The sequence below is a fragment of the Rhizobium sp. LARHSG275 genome, assembly GCF_052871115.1.
This window is the reverse complement of record NZ_JBIXJN010000009.1, coordinates 23,533-37,822: the sequence shown is the minus strand read 5'-3', so window position 1 is coordinate 37,822 and position 14,290 is coordinate 23,533. Positions and strand designations below refer to the sequence as shown.

Annotated in this window: 13 protein-coding genes; 11 read left to right on the top strand and 2 right to left on the bottom strand. The window is 63.1% G+C overall.

Features of this window, described 5'->3' with window-relative positions; translation table 11 throughout:
• Positions 1-17 precede the first annotated feature (17 nt).
• The 3 genes from ACIPSK_RS13685 to ACIPSK_RS13675 are packed head-to-tail and all read left to right on the top strand — an operon-like array spanning position 18 to position 3,531.
• The gene (locus ACIPSK_RS13685) at positions 18-2,096 is read left to right on the top strand and encodes a pseudouridine synthase (RefSeq protein WP_162118882.1); all 2,079 of its coding nucleotides are present in this window, start codon (positions 18-20) and stop codon (positions 2,094-2,096) included.
• A complete protein-coding gene (gene rsmD / locus ACIPSK_RS13680; RefSeq protein WP_162118883.1) occupies positions 2,077-2,637 on the top strand; it encodes a 16S rRNA (guanine(966)-N(2))-methyltransferase RsmD in 561 nt (186 codons plus the stop codon). The genes ACIPSK_RS13685 and rsmD overlap by 20 nt, the downstream gene beginning before the upstream one ends.
• A gap of 12 nt (positions 2,638-2,649) precedes the next feature.
• Positions 2,650-3,531, top strand: a complete 882-nt coding sequence (locus ACIPSK_RS13675) for a patatin-like phospholipase family protein (protein ID WP_017962991.1) — start codon at positions 2,650-2,652, stop codon at positions 3,529-3,531.
• A 16-nt stretch (positions 3,532-3,547) separates the two neighbouring features.
• On the opposite strand, the gene ACIPSK_RS13670 is transcribed toward ACIPSK_RS13675, so the two are convergent.
• Positions 3,548-5,362, bottom strand: coding sequence for a monovalent cation:proton antiporter-2 (CPA2) family protein (locus ACIPSK_RS13670; RefSeq protein ID WP_162118884.1), 1,815 nt, complete (start codon positions 5,360-5,362; stop codon positions 3,548-3,550).
• A gap of 119 nt (positions 5,363-5,481) precedes the next feature.
• On the opposite strand from ACIPSK_RS13670, the gene ACIPSK_RS13665 reads away from it, so the two are divergent.
• The 6 genes from ACIPSK_RS13665 (at position 5,482) to lpxK (ending at position 11,421) form a co-directional block, all read left to right on the top strand.
• Positions 5,482-6,828: a TldD/PmbA family protein gene (locus ACIPSK_RS13665; RefSeq protein WP_162118885.1), complete on the top strand. Its 1,347-nt coding sequence runs from the start codon at positions 5,482-5,484 to the stop codon at positions 6,826-6,828.
• A 78-nt stretch (positions 6,829-6,906) separates the two neighbouring features.
• The gene (locus ACIPSK_RS13660) at positions 6,907-7,716 is read left to right on the top strand and encodes a 3'(2'),5'-bisphosphate nucleotidase CysQ (protein WP_162118886.1); all 810 of its coding nucleotides are present in this window, start codon (positions 6,907-6,909) and stop codon (positions 7,714-7,716) included.
• 62 nt (positions 7,717-7,778) lie between these two features.
• Positions 7,779-8,021: a DUF4170 domain-containing protein gene (locus ACIPSK_RS13655; protein ID WP_162118887.1), complete on the top strand. Its 243-nt coding sequence runs from the start codon at positions 7,779-7,781 to the stop codon at positions 8,019-8,021.
• A gap of 170 nt (positions 8,022-8,191) precedes the next feature.
• Positions 8,192-9,511 (top strand): lipid IV(A) 3-deoxy-D-manno-octulosonic acid transferase, encoded by a 1,320-nt coding sequence (gene waaA, locus ACIPSK_RS13650; protein WP_162118888.1) that lies wholly within the window; start codon positions 8,192-8,194, stop codon positions 9,509-9,511.
• Positions 9,512-9,520: 9 nt separating this feature from the next.
• Positions 9,521-10,243, top strand: coding sequence for an HAD family hydrolase (locus ACIPSK_RS13645; protein ID WP_162118889.1), 723 nt, complete (start codon positions 9,521-9,523; stop codon positions 10,241-10,243).
• 104 nt (positions 10,244-10,347) lie between these two features.
• Positions 10,348-11,421, top strand: coding sequence for a tetraacyldisaccharide 4'-kinase (gene lpxK / locus ACIPSK_RS13640; RefSeq protein WP_162118890.1), 1,074 nt, complete (start codon positions 10,348-10,350; stop codon positions 11,419-11,421).
• A 51-nt stretch (positions 11,422-11,472) separates the two neighbouring features.
• Here lpxK and ACIPSK_RS13635 read toward each other — a convergent pair whose 3' ends face one another.
• The gene (locus ACIPSK_RS13635; protein WP_017963000.1) at positions 11,473-12,357 is read right to left on the bottom strand and encodes a GntR family transcriptional regulator; all 885 of its coding nucleotides are present in this window, start codon (positions 12,355-12,357) and stop codon (positions 11,473-11,475) included.
• A 99-nt stretch (positions 12,358-12,456) separates the two neighbouring features.
• Here ACIPSK_RS13635 and ACIPSK_RS13630 point away from each other — a divergent pair, with 99 nt between their 5' ends.
• Positions 12,457-13,515, top strand: coding sequence for an ABC transporter permease (locus ACIPSK_RS13630; RefSeq protein WP_210254223.1), 1,059 nt, complete (start codon positions 12,457-12,459; stop codon positions 13,513-13,515).
• On the top strand, positions 13,512-14,276 hold the full coding sequence (locus ACIPSK_RS13625) for an ATP-binding cassette domain-containing protein (RefSeq protein WP_162118892.1): 765 nt from the start codon (positions 13,512-13,514) through the stop codon (positions 14,274-14,276). Before ACIPSK_RS13630 ends, ACIPSK_RS13625 begins: the two co-directional genes overlap by 4 nt.
• The last annotated feature ends 14 nt before the right edge of the window (positions 14,277-14,290 follow it).

The window sequence follows — 14,290 nt, the reverse complement described above, 5'->3', positions numbered from 1 at the left end:
AGGCAGGCAAACAACAAATGACACCCAAAGACAAGCCAAAACGCCCGGGCGCAAAGCCCTTTTCACGGGGCACCGGGCCGAAGCCGGGCGATGCGAAGCCGGCAAAGGCTGCAGCCGCACGTCCAATCGCGGCCGAGACCGATGGCGAGGCCAAGGCCGAACGCATTTCAAAGGTGATGGCGCGCGCCGGCGTCGCCTCCCGCCGCGACATTGAACGCATGATCATGGAAGGCCGTGTGACGCTGAACGGCAGGGTTCTCGAAACCCCCGTCGTCAACGTCACGCTCGCCGACCGCATCGAAGTCGACGGCGTGCCGATCCGCGGCATCGAACGCACCAGGCTGTGGCTTTATCATAAGCCCACCGGGCTGGTGACCACCAATGCCGATCCGGAAGGCCGGCCGACTGTCTTCGACAACCTGCCGGAAGAACTGCCGCGCGTCATGTCGATCGGCCGCCTCGACATCAACACCGAAGGCCTGCTGCTCCTGACCAATGACGGCGGTCTCGCCCGGGCGCTCGAGCTGCCGGCGACCGGCTGGCTGCGGCGTTACCGGGTCCGCGCCCATGGCGAGATCGATCAGGACGCGCTCGACAAGCTGAAGGACGGCATCGCCGTCGACGGTGTGCTCTACGGCTCGATCGAGGCGACGCTCGATCGCACGCAAGGCTCGAACGTCTGGATTACCATGGGTCTTCGCGAAGGCAAGAACCGCGAAATCAAGAACGTGCTTGGCGCGCTCGGCCTCGACGTCAATCGCCTGATCCGCATTTCCTATGGCCCGTTCCAGCTCGGCGACCTGCCGGAAGGTCATGTCGTCGAGGTGCGCGGCCGCACGCTGCGCGACCAGCTCGGCCCGCGCCTCATCGAGGAAGCCAAGGCGAATTTCGACGCGCCCATCTACAATGCGGCGGCGGTCGCCGCCGAGGAAGAGGCAGAGCCGGCAGCACCGGAAAAGCGCGAACGGCCGCGCCGTGACGAGGACAAGCGCGAACGGGCGCTGAGCCGCCTCGACACCAAGCGCGACGACCGCCACGGTGGGGCGCGCAGAGATGATGACCGCCGTGACGGCGGCCGCAGGGACGACGAGAAGCCGAAGCGTCCCCAGCCGCTCGGTCAGCGCCGCAGCGCCAATGTCTGGATGGCGCCGGGCGCCCGGCCGCTCGGCGAAAAGGCCGCGGCGAAAGCTGCCAAGAATGCGCAGACCGCACGCAAGCGCGGCGAGCAGTCGCCGGCAAAAGGCACTGGTTTCGATCGCATCGAAGATCGCCCGCGCACCCAGGTGAACCGTGTGCGCGAAGAGGATGGCGAATGGATCCGCTCGAGCGAAGAGCCCCGCCGCAAGGATGAGGGCGAGGGCTTCGGCCGCAAGCGCGGCTTTGGCGATCGCCCCGCCCGCGAAGACCGCGGTTCTGGCGACCGCCCGGCGCGCGGCGAACGGCCGTTCGGTGATCGTCCCTCGCGTGGGGATCGGCCCTTCGGCGACAAGCCTCGGGGTGATCGTAAGCCGCGTGCGGATGGTGACGAGCGGCCTCGTGCCGCCAGAAGCTCCGCCGGTGAGGGCCGTTCGGAGCGTCCGCGCGGCGACCGGCCGTTCGGTGATCGTCCCCCGCGTGGGGATCGCCCCTTCGGCGACAAGCCGCGCGGTGATCGCAAGCCGCGTGCGGACGGTGACGAGCGTCCTCGGGCGGCCAGAAGCTCCGCCGGTGAGGGCCGTTCGGAGCGTCCGCGCGGCGACCGGCCGTTCGGCGATCGTCCGTCGCGTGGAGACCGGCCCTTCGGCGACAAGCCACGTGGTGATCGCAGGCCGCGCGAGGAAGGCGACGAACGTCCGCGGGCAGCCAGAAGTTTTGCCAGTGAGGGCCGCTCCGAGCGTCCGCGCGGCGAAAGATCGTTCGGCGACAAGCCTGCGGGTGACAAGCCCCGCGGCAAGAGCTTCGCGGGCAAGCCCGGCGGGCCTAAGAATTTTTCCGGCAAGCCGAAAGGCGCCAAGCCGGGCGGTGACAGGCCGGGCGGCGACAGGCCTGCGGGCGGGCCGTCCAGAGGTGGTGCTAAAGGAAAAGGAATGACGCGCGGTGCGGATCGTCGGCGGTGAGTTTCGCGGACGGCCTCTCGCCGTGCCAAAATCCAACGAGATTCGGCCGACTGCCGACCGGACGCGCGAGAGCCTGTTCAATATATTGAGCCATGCCTATCCGGAATGCGTCGATGGCACCCGGATCCTCGACCTTTTTGCCGGAACCGGCGCCGTCGGCCTCGAAGCGGTTTCACGCGGCTGTCGCCATGCGCTCTTTGTCGAAAACAGCGTCGAGGGCAGGGCGCTGCTCTGGGAGAACATCGATGCGCTCGGCCTGCACGGCCGCAGCCGCATCCTGCGCCGGGATGCGACCGATCTCGGCAGCGTCGGCAATCTCGAACCCTTCGACGTGCTCTTTGCCGACCCGCCCTATGGCAAGGGTCTCGGCGAAAAGGCGATGGCGGCGGCGGCCGAAGGCGGCTGGCTGCGGCCAGGCGCCATTGCGGTGCTCGAAGAACGCGCCGATGTTGTCGTTTCCGTGCATCCTTCCTATGTTTTCCTCGAAAGCCGCATCTTTGGCGATACGAGGGTGCATTTCTTCCGATATCAGCCGCAATAAGCGGGGGCGGGCGTGCAGCAGGCAGAGATCATCAGCCCGAAATTGCCTGCGATCAGCGATGTGCCGACCGTCGCAGTCGCTTTTGGCGGCGGCGGTGCGCGTGGGCTTTCCCATATCCATGTCATCGAGACGCTCGATGAACTCGGCATCCGCCCGGTGGCGGTATCAGGCTCGTCGATCGGCGCGATCATGGCGGCCGGCATGGCCGCTGGCATGTCCGGCGCCGAAATCCGCGAACATGCGCTGACGACCGTCGGCAACAAGACGGCGGTCGTCGCTCGCATCTGGGGCCTGAGGCCGGCGACGGTGCGCGATGCGGTGGCCAAGGGTATCCGCATCGGCCAGTTCAATCTGGAGCGGATCCTGAAAGCCTTCCTGCCGTCCGAGCTGCCGGCCCGCTTCGAGGATCTGCTGGTCCCGATGAAGGTCATCACCACGGATTATTACGGGCAGTGCGAAGTCATCATCGAACAGGGCGAGCTGTTTCCCGCACTCGCGGCCTCTTCCGCCATCCCCGCCGTCTTCATGCCGGTGCGCCTGCGCGACCGCGTGATGATCGATGGCGGCATCAGCAATCCGGTGCCCTATGAATGCCTGATGGATCTTGCCGACATCGTCGTCGGCATCGATGTCGTCGGCGCGCCGGAAGGTGACGGCACCCATATTCCGAACCGCATGGAGAGCATCTTCGGTTCCGGCCAGCTGATGATGCAGACGGCGATCTCGCTGAAGCTGAAGCTTCGCCCGCCGCATATCTTCCTGCGCCCGACGGTCGGCCGCACCGGCGTCATGGATTTCCTCAAGGCCCGCGAAGTCCTCGCCATGTCCGTCGGCGTCAAGGACGACCTGAAATTCGCCCTTGACCGGGAAATTGAGGCTCGGCTGAAGAAATAATGCTCCATTCCTTCGTCTAAGCGTCCGCCGATGCATCCACGGTTCCAGCTAGCGGGTCGTCCTCGAAGGGATCGGCAGCGCGCTTCGGCTTGACCAGCGGTTCGGGGCGGACGGGGTGGGAAAACAGCATGTCGCGCCCGGCCTGCAATCCTTCGGACACCTGCAGCACCAGGCGCGCCTCGTCGCGCTTGCGGATATCCTCGCCGATTTCGTAGGCGTCCACCTCGGAAACGCCGAGCGCCTCCAGTGTTCGCCGTCCGAAGAGCAGGCCCGATTCCAGCGTTTCACGCAGTTCGTAGTCGACGCCCTTGTTGCGCAGTTCGATTGAGTGGATGCGGTCGTAGGAGCGCACGTAGAGCCGCGTGTGCGGATAGTCGGCCTGCACCAGCTCTACTATCTTGTCGGTGAGTTCCTTCTTCTGCGTGCAGACAAGCACGATCTTTGCCCGGTCGATGCCGGCCGAGCGCAACACGTCCTTGCGGGCGCCATCGCCGAAATAGATGCGGAAGCCGAAAGAGGAGGCCTGGCGGATGCGGTCGGCCGAAAAATCAATGACGGTGACGCTGCGCCCGCCGGCAAGCAGGATCTGGGCGGCGATCTGGCCGAAACGCGAGAAGCCGACCATCAGCACGTCGGCGCCCGCGCCTTCGAAATCCTCGTCCAGTTCCTCCTGTTCGTCGCCGTTGAGCAGCCGCTTCGAAAGGGCCGCCCCGATCGGCGTCAGCGCCATGGAGAGCGTGACGATGGCGATCAGCAGCGAGGCGGTGCTCGTCGACATCAGCCCGGTCGTACCTGCTGCGGTGAACAGCACGAAGCCGAATTCGCCGCCCTGCGGCAGCAGGAAGGCGATGCGGATCGCATCGTTGTGCGGGGAGCCCGAGATCCGGCAGAGCCCATAGATGACGATCGCCTTGATGGCCATGATGATCGGCACGGCGACGATGATGAAGAGCGCGTTGTCAGCGAGGACGTCGAGTTCCAGCGACAGCCCGACGGCGATGAAGAAGATGGCGAGCAACACGCCGCGGAACGGCTCGATATCCGCCTCCAATTCGTGCCGGTAGGAGGATTCGGCAAGCATCACGCCGGATAGGAAGGCGCCCATCGCCATCGAAAGCCCCGCAAGCTGCATCAGGCTCGCCGATCCCATGACGACGAAGAGGGCTGCGGCGATCATCGCCTCGCGCGCGCCGGTGCGGGCGATGATCTGGAAAAGCGGCGTCAGCAGGTAGCGCCCCATGACGATCATCGCCGCAACCGCGCCGACGGCGACGGCGAAATCGAAGAGCGGCGCGTTGTTGCCCTTGTCGCCGCCGTCGAGGATGGTGATCAGCGCCAGCAGCGGCACGATCGCCAGATCCTGGAACAGCAGCATCGAAAAGGAGCGCTGCCCATACCTCGTATTGACGTCGCCGTCGCCCTCGAGGATCTGCATGGCAAAGGCCGTCGAAGACAGCGCCAGGCCGAAGCCGGCAATGATGCTGCCGCGCCAGTCGAGAACCTGGGAAAACCAGGCAAGTGCGGTCAGCGCCAGCCCCGTCACCACCACCTGCGCCGTGCCGAGACCGAAGATGTCGCGCCGCATCTGCCAGAGGCGGGTGGGTTTCAACTCCAGCCCGATGATGAAGAGCAGGAAAACGACGCCAAGTTCGGCGACGGCGAGGATCTGTTCGCCGTCGGTAATGCCGTGGAAGACCGGGCCGATGACGATGCCGGCGGCGAGGTAGCCGAGCACCGTGCCGAGCCCGAGTTTCTTGAAGATCGGCGCGGCGACCACCGCGCCGCCAAGCAGCAGGATCGTTTCGGAAAAAAGGGCATTGGGCGCTGACATGCTGGCAATTTCTTTCAACGGCAGGGAGCAAGCAAGCAGCCCCGACAAAGAATCGGCGGCGGCGGCCTTGATGCTTTGGAGAGTGCACAATAAATGGAAGCCGAAGGAAAGGCCAAATCATGTCCTCTGAAATTGATTCCTCGACACTTCTTTCCCGCGCAAGTCAATTGATCGATCTGGCAAGGAAGGCAGGGGCCGATGCCGCCGACGCTGTCGTCGTCCGGTCGCGCTCACAATCGGTCAGCGTCCGCCTCGGCAAGGTCGAGGGCACGGAATCCTCCGAAAGCGACGATTTTTCCCTGCGCGTCTTCATCGGCAAGCGTGTCGCCAGCGTTTCGGCCAATCCGGGCTTCGATCTCCAGGCGCTGGCCGAACGCGCCGTCGCCATGGCCAAGGTTTCCCCGGAAGACCCCTTCGCCTGCCTTGCGGATGAGGCGAGCCTTGCGAAATCCTATCCCGACCTGCAATTGCTCGACACCACCGAGGTCTCCTCCGAGATGTTGCGCGAGGCGAGCCTTGCCGCAGAAGCAGCCGCCCTTGCGGTCAAGGGTGTCACCAATTCCTCCGGCGCCGGTGCGTCGGCTGGCATGGGTGGCCTCGTTCTTGTCACCTCGCACGGTTTCGAGGGCAGTTACATGGCCTCGCGTTTCGGCCATTCCGTCAGCGTCATCGCTGGCGAAGGCACCGGCATGGAACGCGACTATGATTTCGACAGCCGCCTCTATTATGCCGAGCTCGACGACCCCGCTGAAATCGGCCGTCGCGCCGGCGAACGGGTGATCAAGCGCATCAATCCGCGCCAGGTGCCGACCGGCAAGGACGTCACGGTGATCTTCGACCCGCGTGTCGCCCGCGGCTTCGTCGGCCATATCGCCGGTGCGATCAATGGTGCTGCCGTCGCCCGCAAGTCCAGCTTCCTGCGCGACAAGATGGGCCAGCAGGTGCTGAGATCCGGCCTGTCGATCACCGACGATCCGCTGATCGTGCGGGGGCCTTCCTCGCGGCCCTTCGACGGCGAGGGTGTGTCCGGCGAGCGGCTGGTGATGATCGAGGACGGCGTCTTGAAGCACTGGTTCCTCTCGACCTCGACCGCGCGCGAGTTGGGTCTGGAGACCAACGGCCGCGGCGTGCGCGGCGGCACTGCCGTCTCGCCCTCCTCCACCAACCTCGCCCTGGAGCCCGGCGACATCGCGCCGGAGGATTTGATCCGCAGCGTCGGTGACGGTTTCTATGTCACCGAATTGATCGGTCACGGCGTCAATATGATCACCGGCGAATACAGCCGTGGCGCCACCGGCTTCTGGATCGAGAACGGCGAACTCACCTTCCCGGTTTCCGAGGTGACGATCGCCTCGAACCTCAAGGAGATGTTCATGCGCCTGACGCCGGCAAACGACATCGACCGCAAGTTCGGCGTTGCGGCGCCAACCTTCGCCATCGAAGGCATGACGCTCGCAGGGCGCTAGAGCATGATGCCGAAAAGTGTGAGCGGTTTTCGGGCGACATCATGCTCTCACTATTGAATTGAGAAACGGATTGACGGGATGAGCGACGTGGAAAAGGCCCGCTGGCAGAGCGATCTCGCGCTGATCTCCGATGCTGCGAAAGAGGCGGGCGCCGTCGCTTTCAGCTTCTTCAACCAGTCGCCTGAAGTCTGGTGGAAGAATAAGGATCGCTCTCCCGTCAGCGCCGCCGATTTCGCCGCAAACAAGACTCTCGAGACCATCCTGCGCAAAGCCCGGCCGGATTATGGCTGGCTGTCGGAAGAAACCGAGGACGATGCCGACCGTCTCTCACGCGAGACGCTGTTCATCATCGATCCGATCGACGGCACGCGCGCCTTCCTTGGCGGCCAGAAGGTCTGGTGCGTCAGCGTCGCGGTGGTTCATCGCGGCCGGCCGGTCGCCGGTGTGCTCTATGCCCCGGCGCTCGAGGAGTTTTATGAGGCGGTCGAGGGCGGCGTGGCGCTGAAGAACGGCGTCCCCTTCACCGTCTCGGCCGCCGGACCGGAAGAGATGAGCCGCCTTGCGATCGGCGAAGACCTGCTGAAGGCCTTCCCGTCGGAGTTTCGCGACCGGGTCACGCGCGAGAAATACATTCCTTCGCTCGCCTATCGCATCGCCATGGTGGCGGACGGTCGTCTGGAAGGCACCTTCGTCAAGGGCAATTCACATGATTGGGACCTCGCTGCCGCCGATCTGATCCTCGTTTGCGCCGGCGGCGGTCTCGTCGACCTCGAAGGCAAGCCGATCGTCTACAACCGCGCCGATGTCACCCATAAAGTCCTCTGCGCGGCCCCGACGCCCCGCCTTGGCGAATTCCTCGCGGCCTTTGCGGGACGACGAGACAGTTGACGTTTTCGTCAAAATCCCGCAGATGGGGTGGCGGAGGAGAATAGGCAGAAAGAGAACAAAAAATGACTGAATCCGGTAAGCAGCTTTTGCATCTCGTTTTTGGCGGCGAACTGGAAAGCCTCGATGACGTCCAGTTCCGTGATCTGCAGGGTCTCGATATCGTCGGCATTTTCCCGGATTATGCCACGGCGCTGACAGCCTGGAAGGCGAAGGCGCAGCAGACGGTCGACAATGCGCATATGCGCTACTTCATCGTCCACATGCATCGTCTCCTTGATCCGCAGGAAAAGGCCAAGGGCAACTGACCTCGACAAATGCTGGCGGCCGACCGCTCGGCGAGCGGGGTTTTCGTGCATCGACGCCCGTCGATCCGGATTGTCTGACGCATTCTGAACAAATTGATCGGTCATTGCGGCCGCAACGATAATGAGGGAATGGGTTTGATGTCGATCGGTTTGGATCGGAGGCTGGCGCAATGAGTTCCCGAATGGCGCGCTTCGGTTTGAGCGCATACCGTCTGGCGGGAACCGTGGCCTCTCCTGTCGTCGGTCTCTATATCACCTACCGCACGGCCAAGGGCAAGGAAGACCGGGCGCGCCGCCTGGAACGCTTCGGCTATCCGAGTGCCAACCGGCCGCAGGGCCCGCTCCTCTGGTTCCACGCCGCAAGCGTTGGTGAAACCAATGCCGTCATCCCGTTGATCCGCGAAATCCGCCGCCGCGACATCCATGTCGTCCTGACGACCGGCACCATCACATCGGCCAAGCTCGCTGCCGAGCGCCTCGGCCAGGAAGCGATCCATCAATATGTGCCGCTCGACCTGAAGCCCTCCGTCAGCCGTTTCCTTGACTATTGGCAGCCCGATTGCGCCATCATCGCCGAATCCGAGATCTGGCCGGCAACGGTGCTGGAGCTTGGCCGCCGCCGCATTCCGCAGATCCTGATCAATGCCCGCATGTCGGACCGCTCCTTCGCCCGCTGGCGCCGCCGCCCGGCGATCGCCGAAGCCTTGTTCGAGAATCTTGCCCTCGTCATCGCCCAGTCGGATGTCGATGCCGAACGTTTCCGCGATCTCGGCGCCGTCCCCGTCATCACGTCGGGCAATCTGAAGGTCGATACCGACGCACCACCTTATGACAGCGCTGTCTTCGCCCGCTATAAGAAGCAGATTGGCGAGAGAAAGACCTGGGCGGCGATCTCGACCTTCGACGGCGAGGAGAACGCCGCCGCCATCGTTCACCGGGCGTTGAGGGAGCGCGACCGGCAATTGACGATCATCGTGCCGCGCCATCCCGAGCGTAGCGACGAGATCGAGGCGGCCCTGGTCAAGCAGGGGCTGAAGGTCGCCCGCCGCACCCGCGACGATGTCTTGTCCGCCGATGTCGATATCTTTCTCGGCGATACGATCGGCGAAATGGGCCTCTATTTGAGACTGACGGAAATCGCCTTCGTCGGCCGCTCGCTCTTTGCCGAAGGTGGCCAGAACCCGCTGGAGCCCGCCATGCTCGGCTGCGCCATTCTCTCCGGCGGCCACGTGCAGAATTTCCGCGATGCCTATCAGAAGCTTGCCCGCAGCGGCAGCGCCCGCATGGTGCGCGATACCGAAATGCTGGCCAAGGGCGTGCATTACCTGCTGACCAATGACGAAGCCCGCCGCAATATGATCGAAGCCGGCATCACCGCGGTGCACGAAATGCGCGGTGCGCTGACTGCGACAGTCAAGGGGCTGGAACCCTATATCAATCCGCTGACGGTGAAGGCGCGGTTGCTGCCCAAGGCCGCGGCCCAGGTCTGAGGAGCGAACATGTCGGCTGTGGCGCCTATCAAAGGCATCCTCTTCGATAAGGACGGCACACTGCTCGACTATGATGAGAGCTGGCTGCCGGTCAACCGCGAGCTTGCCCGCATCGCCGCCCAAGGGGACGAGCTTCTCGCCAACCAGCTGCTTTCGGCCTGCGGTATGGATCCGCTGACCGGCCATATCGTTCCCGACAGCCTGCTTGCAGCCGGCAATACCCGCCAGATCGCTTCGGGCCTTGTTGCCGCGGGTTCGATGGTCGATGTCGACGAGTTGACCGTCCGCCTCGACGAGCTCTTTTCCAGCGCCGCCGAATTTTCCGTGCCGGTGACCGACCTCGCCGGTTTTTTCGCCCGGCTGCATCGGCGCGGCTTCAAGCTCGGTGTCGCCTCCAGCGACAATGAACGGTCGATCCGCCAGACGGCCGAACGCTTCGGTTTCGCCCGCTATGTCGATTATATCGCCGGCTACGACAGCGGTTTCGGCGTCAAGCCGGAGCCGGGCATGGTGCTCGGCTTCTGTGCCGCGACCGGTCTTTCGCCTGAAGAGGTCGCCATGGTCGGCGACAACAATCACGATCTGGACATGGGTCTGAATGCCGGCACTGGCCTGCGGATTGCGGTGCTGACCGGCACCGGTTCGCGGGAGACGCTGACCGCTGCGGCCGATCATGTGCTCGACGATATCACCGCCATCGAGACCCTGCTGCCGGACCTGCAGCCGGCCTGACGGGTAAGGGCTTGCATTTTTTCAGGTTTTGGCTTCTCAATTCCTCCGTCGAGAAGCAGGGGACTGGCCGTAAACAGAGGCGGGCAGGGGAGCGGGACGGCAAGATGATATCCGAAGCGCCGCCGTTCTGGTGGAGGAAAGCCGATTGGCGGGCCTGGCTGCTGCTGCCGCTTTCTTTTCTCTATGGCCGTATCGCCGGCCACCGCATGGCCCATGCGCGTCGCGCCTCCGTTCCCATTCCGGTCATCTGCGTCGGCAATTTCACCGTCGGAGGCGCCGGCAAGACGCCGACGGCGCTGACGATCGCTCGCGCCGCCAAGGCGAAGGGGCTGAAGCCCGGCTTTCTCAGCAGGGGCTACGGCGGCTCGCTCGATGTGACGACCGTGGTCGATCCCGATCATCACTGGGCGATTGCCGTCGGCGACGAGCCCTTGCTGCTTGCCCAGGAGGCCCTGACGGTGATTTCCCGCCGGCGCGTCGAAGGGGCTCAGCGCCTGGTGGCGGAGGGCGCCGATCTCATCATCATGGATGACGGGTTCCAGAGCGCCCGGCTGGCGATCGATTATGCCCTGCTGGTCATCGACGCGACGCGCGGCCTTGGCAACGGCCATATCGTGCCGGGCGGCCCGGTCCGTGCTCCGGTCCGCCAGCAGCTGCGCTCTGCGACGGCGCTGCTGAAGGTCGGCGGCGGCAATGCCGCCGACAGGATCGTCCGCATGGCGGCGCGCGCGGCGAAGCCCTATTTCACCGCATCGCTGAAAGTGCGCGGCGACAATACGCTGGCCGGCAGCAAGGTGCTTGCCTTCGCCGGCATCGCCGATCCCGCCAAATTCTTCCGCACGGTCGAATCCCGCGGCGCCGAAATTGTCGTCGCCAAGTCCTTCGGAGATCACGAGCACCTGACCGAGGAGGAGATCGATGACATCCTGACGACCGCCGAACGGCAGGGCCTTCTGATCGTCACCACCTCCAAGGATTTCGTCCGCCTTTCCGCTCATCACGGCAAGGCAGCGCGGCTCGCCGAAAAGAGCCGGGTGATTGAGGTCGATATGGTTTTCGAGGATCACCTCGCCCCCAGCCTCATCATCGACCGGGCGATCGCCGCCTGCCGCGAGCGACGGCTGCGGGAGATGAAGGCCGGGGTTAAATCGATTCCGGGAAAGACTGAGCCGCTCTAACAAGCTGCTGCAAAACGTCTCGTCCTGCGCACATCCGTATATGCAATGCGATCAGGCGATCGAGTGAAGCAAAGTTTCGCGGGCGGAAGTCAGATGCAACCGGTATGCGCGATCGATCAACGCGATATTGCGGCTTTCGAGGGCTTCGATCAGCGCGAGATGTTCGCTAATGGCGACCTCATTCCGCGCGCGTTCATCACGCTTGTTCCACTGATAGTGATAGTGGAAGACCATGGCTATCACGTCTTGGAAGCTTTCGATAAAGCGGTTTGGCGCGACTGCCGTAATCAGCCGGTGGAAGCGGCTGTCCAGCTCCGAAAAATCCTGAAACCGAGCGTCGATATCCGCGAGCAGTTCCAAATGTGCCGCCCGCATGGATTGGATCTGTTTCCAGAGGGGCGACCCGTCGGGCAGGGCAGCGAAAAGCCGTGCGGAGCGCATTTCGAACATCTCTCTGATCTCGAACAATTCGAGTGCGAAACTGGCTGTGAACCCTTTAAAAACCCAGCCCGCATTCTGACGCTTCTCGATCAGCCCATATTTCTGAAATCGATTGAGAAACTCACGGACAATCGTTGTCGCGACGCCGAACTTCCGAGCCAATTCCGTCTCATTGATTTCTGTACCCGGACAGGCATCGCCGCGCAGCATCCATTCCATGAAGCTCGTCTCGACCTGTTCGGAAATGGCTAAGGTCTCTTCCTTCGGATAGCGCGCTATCTGCTGCGGTTGTTCACCTATGATCCGCCTGTGCGCTTCAGATTTGATGATCCCACGTGCGGACATCCCGGCCAGCACCTTCCGCACCGTTGTTCTGCTCACGCCAAGCTGGGCGCGCAGTGCATTTTCGGACGGCAATTCCTCCCCAAGATCGAGCGTCCGAATGATATCGATCATATCATTGAATGCCCGCTTGAAGGTCGTATCCGTTCGCATGGCACAACTCCTGGCATGGTTACTTATCCATAAAAAACAAGTTGACGCACGTGTATCATATGTTTCTTATGTATAAAAAACGGGGGAGGCTAGGGGAATTTGGAAGACTCCGGGATTCTGCCTCAGAATTCGTCGCGGCCTGGTGGTTCGCAGGATGCCGCTTTCCATCCGAGACAATCCGGCATCACTTTGGGGCTGAGGCTATTGAGCCTGGGCCCTCTATTGATCCTGATTATGCTCATCGCCGTCGTCAGTTTGATCACGCCGGCGTTTCTAAAGCCCGTTAATCTCGGGAACATCCTGGCCCAGACAGCAGTGATTGCTGTTGTGGCAATGGGGCAGCAGCTCGTTATCCTGACGCGCGGCATCGACCTGTCTGTCGGCTCGAATCTTGCGCTCGCGACGGTCATCGGCGGGCTGGTCTACCAGCAGGTCGATTCCTCGGTCGTCGTCATTATGGCCATGCTGATTGCCGGTGCTGCTATCGGTGCGGTCAACGGCCTGGTCTTTGTCTATGGCCGGCTGCCACACCCCTTTATCATTACACTTGCGACCTTGAGCATCTGCCGCGGCCTGGCACTTGCATTGGCGCCCGGCCACACCACCATGCGCGGCATGCCCGATGCAGTGACTGCAATCGGCGGCGGTACGACGCTTGGTGTGCCCAATTCCTTCTTTGCCGTTGCGATGTTCGGGCTTCTTTTTCTGATCCTGACGAAGTCGATGGTCTTTGGCCGATGGGTCTATGCGGTCGGTGGCGCGCCGAATGCCGCCAGAAGCATGGGTATACCGGTAAAGGGTGTTCTGCTCGCAACCTACGTTATTTGCGGCTTTTGTGCAGGTGTCGGCGCGGTGCTGCTCGCAGGACGGACCGCCGCCGCCTCGCCAATCTACGGCAACCTTTTGGAACTCGACACGATTGCTGCAGTGATTATCGGTGGTGCCAGCTTCCTTGGCGGACGAGGCCATCTCGGCCACGCCCTGATCGGCGCCGTGCTGATCGGCGTTATCCGCAACGCCCTTAACCTTCTCGGGATCGACGTGTTCTTTCAAATGATCGCGATTGGGCTCGTCATCGTCATCGCCGTAGAGGCCGACGTGCTTCGTAACCATCTCGAGGCGCGCGCGCGTGTGCTTCAATCGGCGAGAGTGCAATGAACCCGGCATCGACCACACCGGCACTTTCGGTTCGAAACGCCCAGAAGCGCTTTGGCGCCATCCATGCCCTGAAAAATGTAAGCTTTGACGCCTATGCAGGTGAGGTAACCGCTCTCTTGGGTGACAATGGCGCCGGCAAGTCGACGCTCGTCAAATGCATCAGTGGGCTTCATAGTCTCGACGAGGGAGAGATCCTCGTGGATGGTGCGCCCGTATCGCTCCATTCAACGGCGGCCGCCCGCCGCGCCGGTATTGAAACCGTCTATCAGGATCTGGCGCTTTTCGACAACCTGACCCCGGTGCAGAATTTCTATTGCGGACGAGAAATCTCTTTCCCCTCCTGGCTGCCGCGTCCGCTCCGCTTCCTCAACACGGGCGCGATGAAGCGGGAGGCAGCAAGTGTCATCGATCGCCTGAAGGTTAAACTGCCGAGATTCGACGCGCCGGTCGCGCTGATGTCTGGGGGGCAGCGGCAGGCGATCGCCGTCGCGCGCGCCATTGTTTTTGCGCGCAAGCTGGTGGTCCTTGACGAACCAACGGCCGCCCTCGGTCTTCGCGAGTCTCGCCAGGTTCTTGACCTCATCCATCAGCTCAAGGCCGACGGCAATGCCGTGATCATCATCACGCACAACATGGAACATGTCGTCGAAATCGCCGATCGGGCGGTTGTGCTGCGGCAGGGTCGCAAGGTGGGTGAACTGAAGCCGACGGAAGCGAACAAGCAGGACCTTGTCGCGATGATTGTCGGCGCCGAGGCTTAAGGGAGATCGCTGCT

Coding starts and splice junctions, on each gene's coding strand:
- ACIPSK_RS13665 (WP_162118885.1), top strand. CDS start 5,482: ATGTCCTCTGAAATTGATTCCTCGACACTTCTTTCCCGCGCAAGTCAA.
- ACIPSK_RS13655 (WP_162118887.1), top strand. CDS start 7,779: ATGACTGAATCCGGTAAGCAGCTTTTGCATCTCGTTTTTGGCGGCGAA.
- waaA (WP_162118888.1), top strand. CDS start 8,192: ATGAGTTCCCGAATGGCGCGCTTCGGTTTGAGCGCATACCGTCTGGCG.
- ACIPSK_RS13635 (WP_017963000.1), bottom strand. CDS start 12,357: ATGCGAACGGATACGACCTTCAAGCGGGCATTCAATGATATGATCGAT.
- lpxK (WP_162118890.1), top strand. CDS start 10,348: ATGATATCCGAAGCGCCGCCGTTCTGGTGGAGGAAAGCCGATTGGCGG.
- ACIPSK_RS13625 (WP_162118892.1), top strand. CDS start 13,512: ATGAACCCGGCATCGACCACACCGGCACTTTCGGTTCGAAACGCCCAG.
- ACIPSK_RS13670 (WP_162118884.1), bottom strand. CDS start 5,362: ATGTCAGCGCCCAATGCCCTTTTTTCCGAAACGATCCTGCTGCTTGGC.
- ACIPSK_RS13685 (WP_162118882.1), top strand. CDS start 18: ATGACACCCAAAGACAAGCCAAAACGCCCGGGCGCAAAGCCCTTTTCA.
- ACIPSK_RS13645 (WP_162118889.1), top strand. CDS start 9,521: ATGTCGGCTGTGGCGCCTATCAAAGGCATCCTCTTCGATAAGGACGGC.
- ACIPSK_RS13660 (WP_162118886.1), top strand. CDS start 6,907: ATGAGCGACGTGGAAAAGGCCCGCTGGCAGAGCGATCTCGCGCTGATC.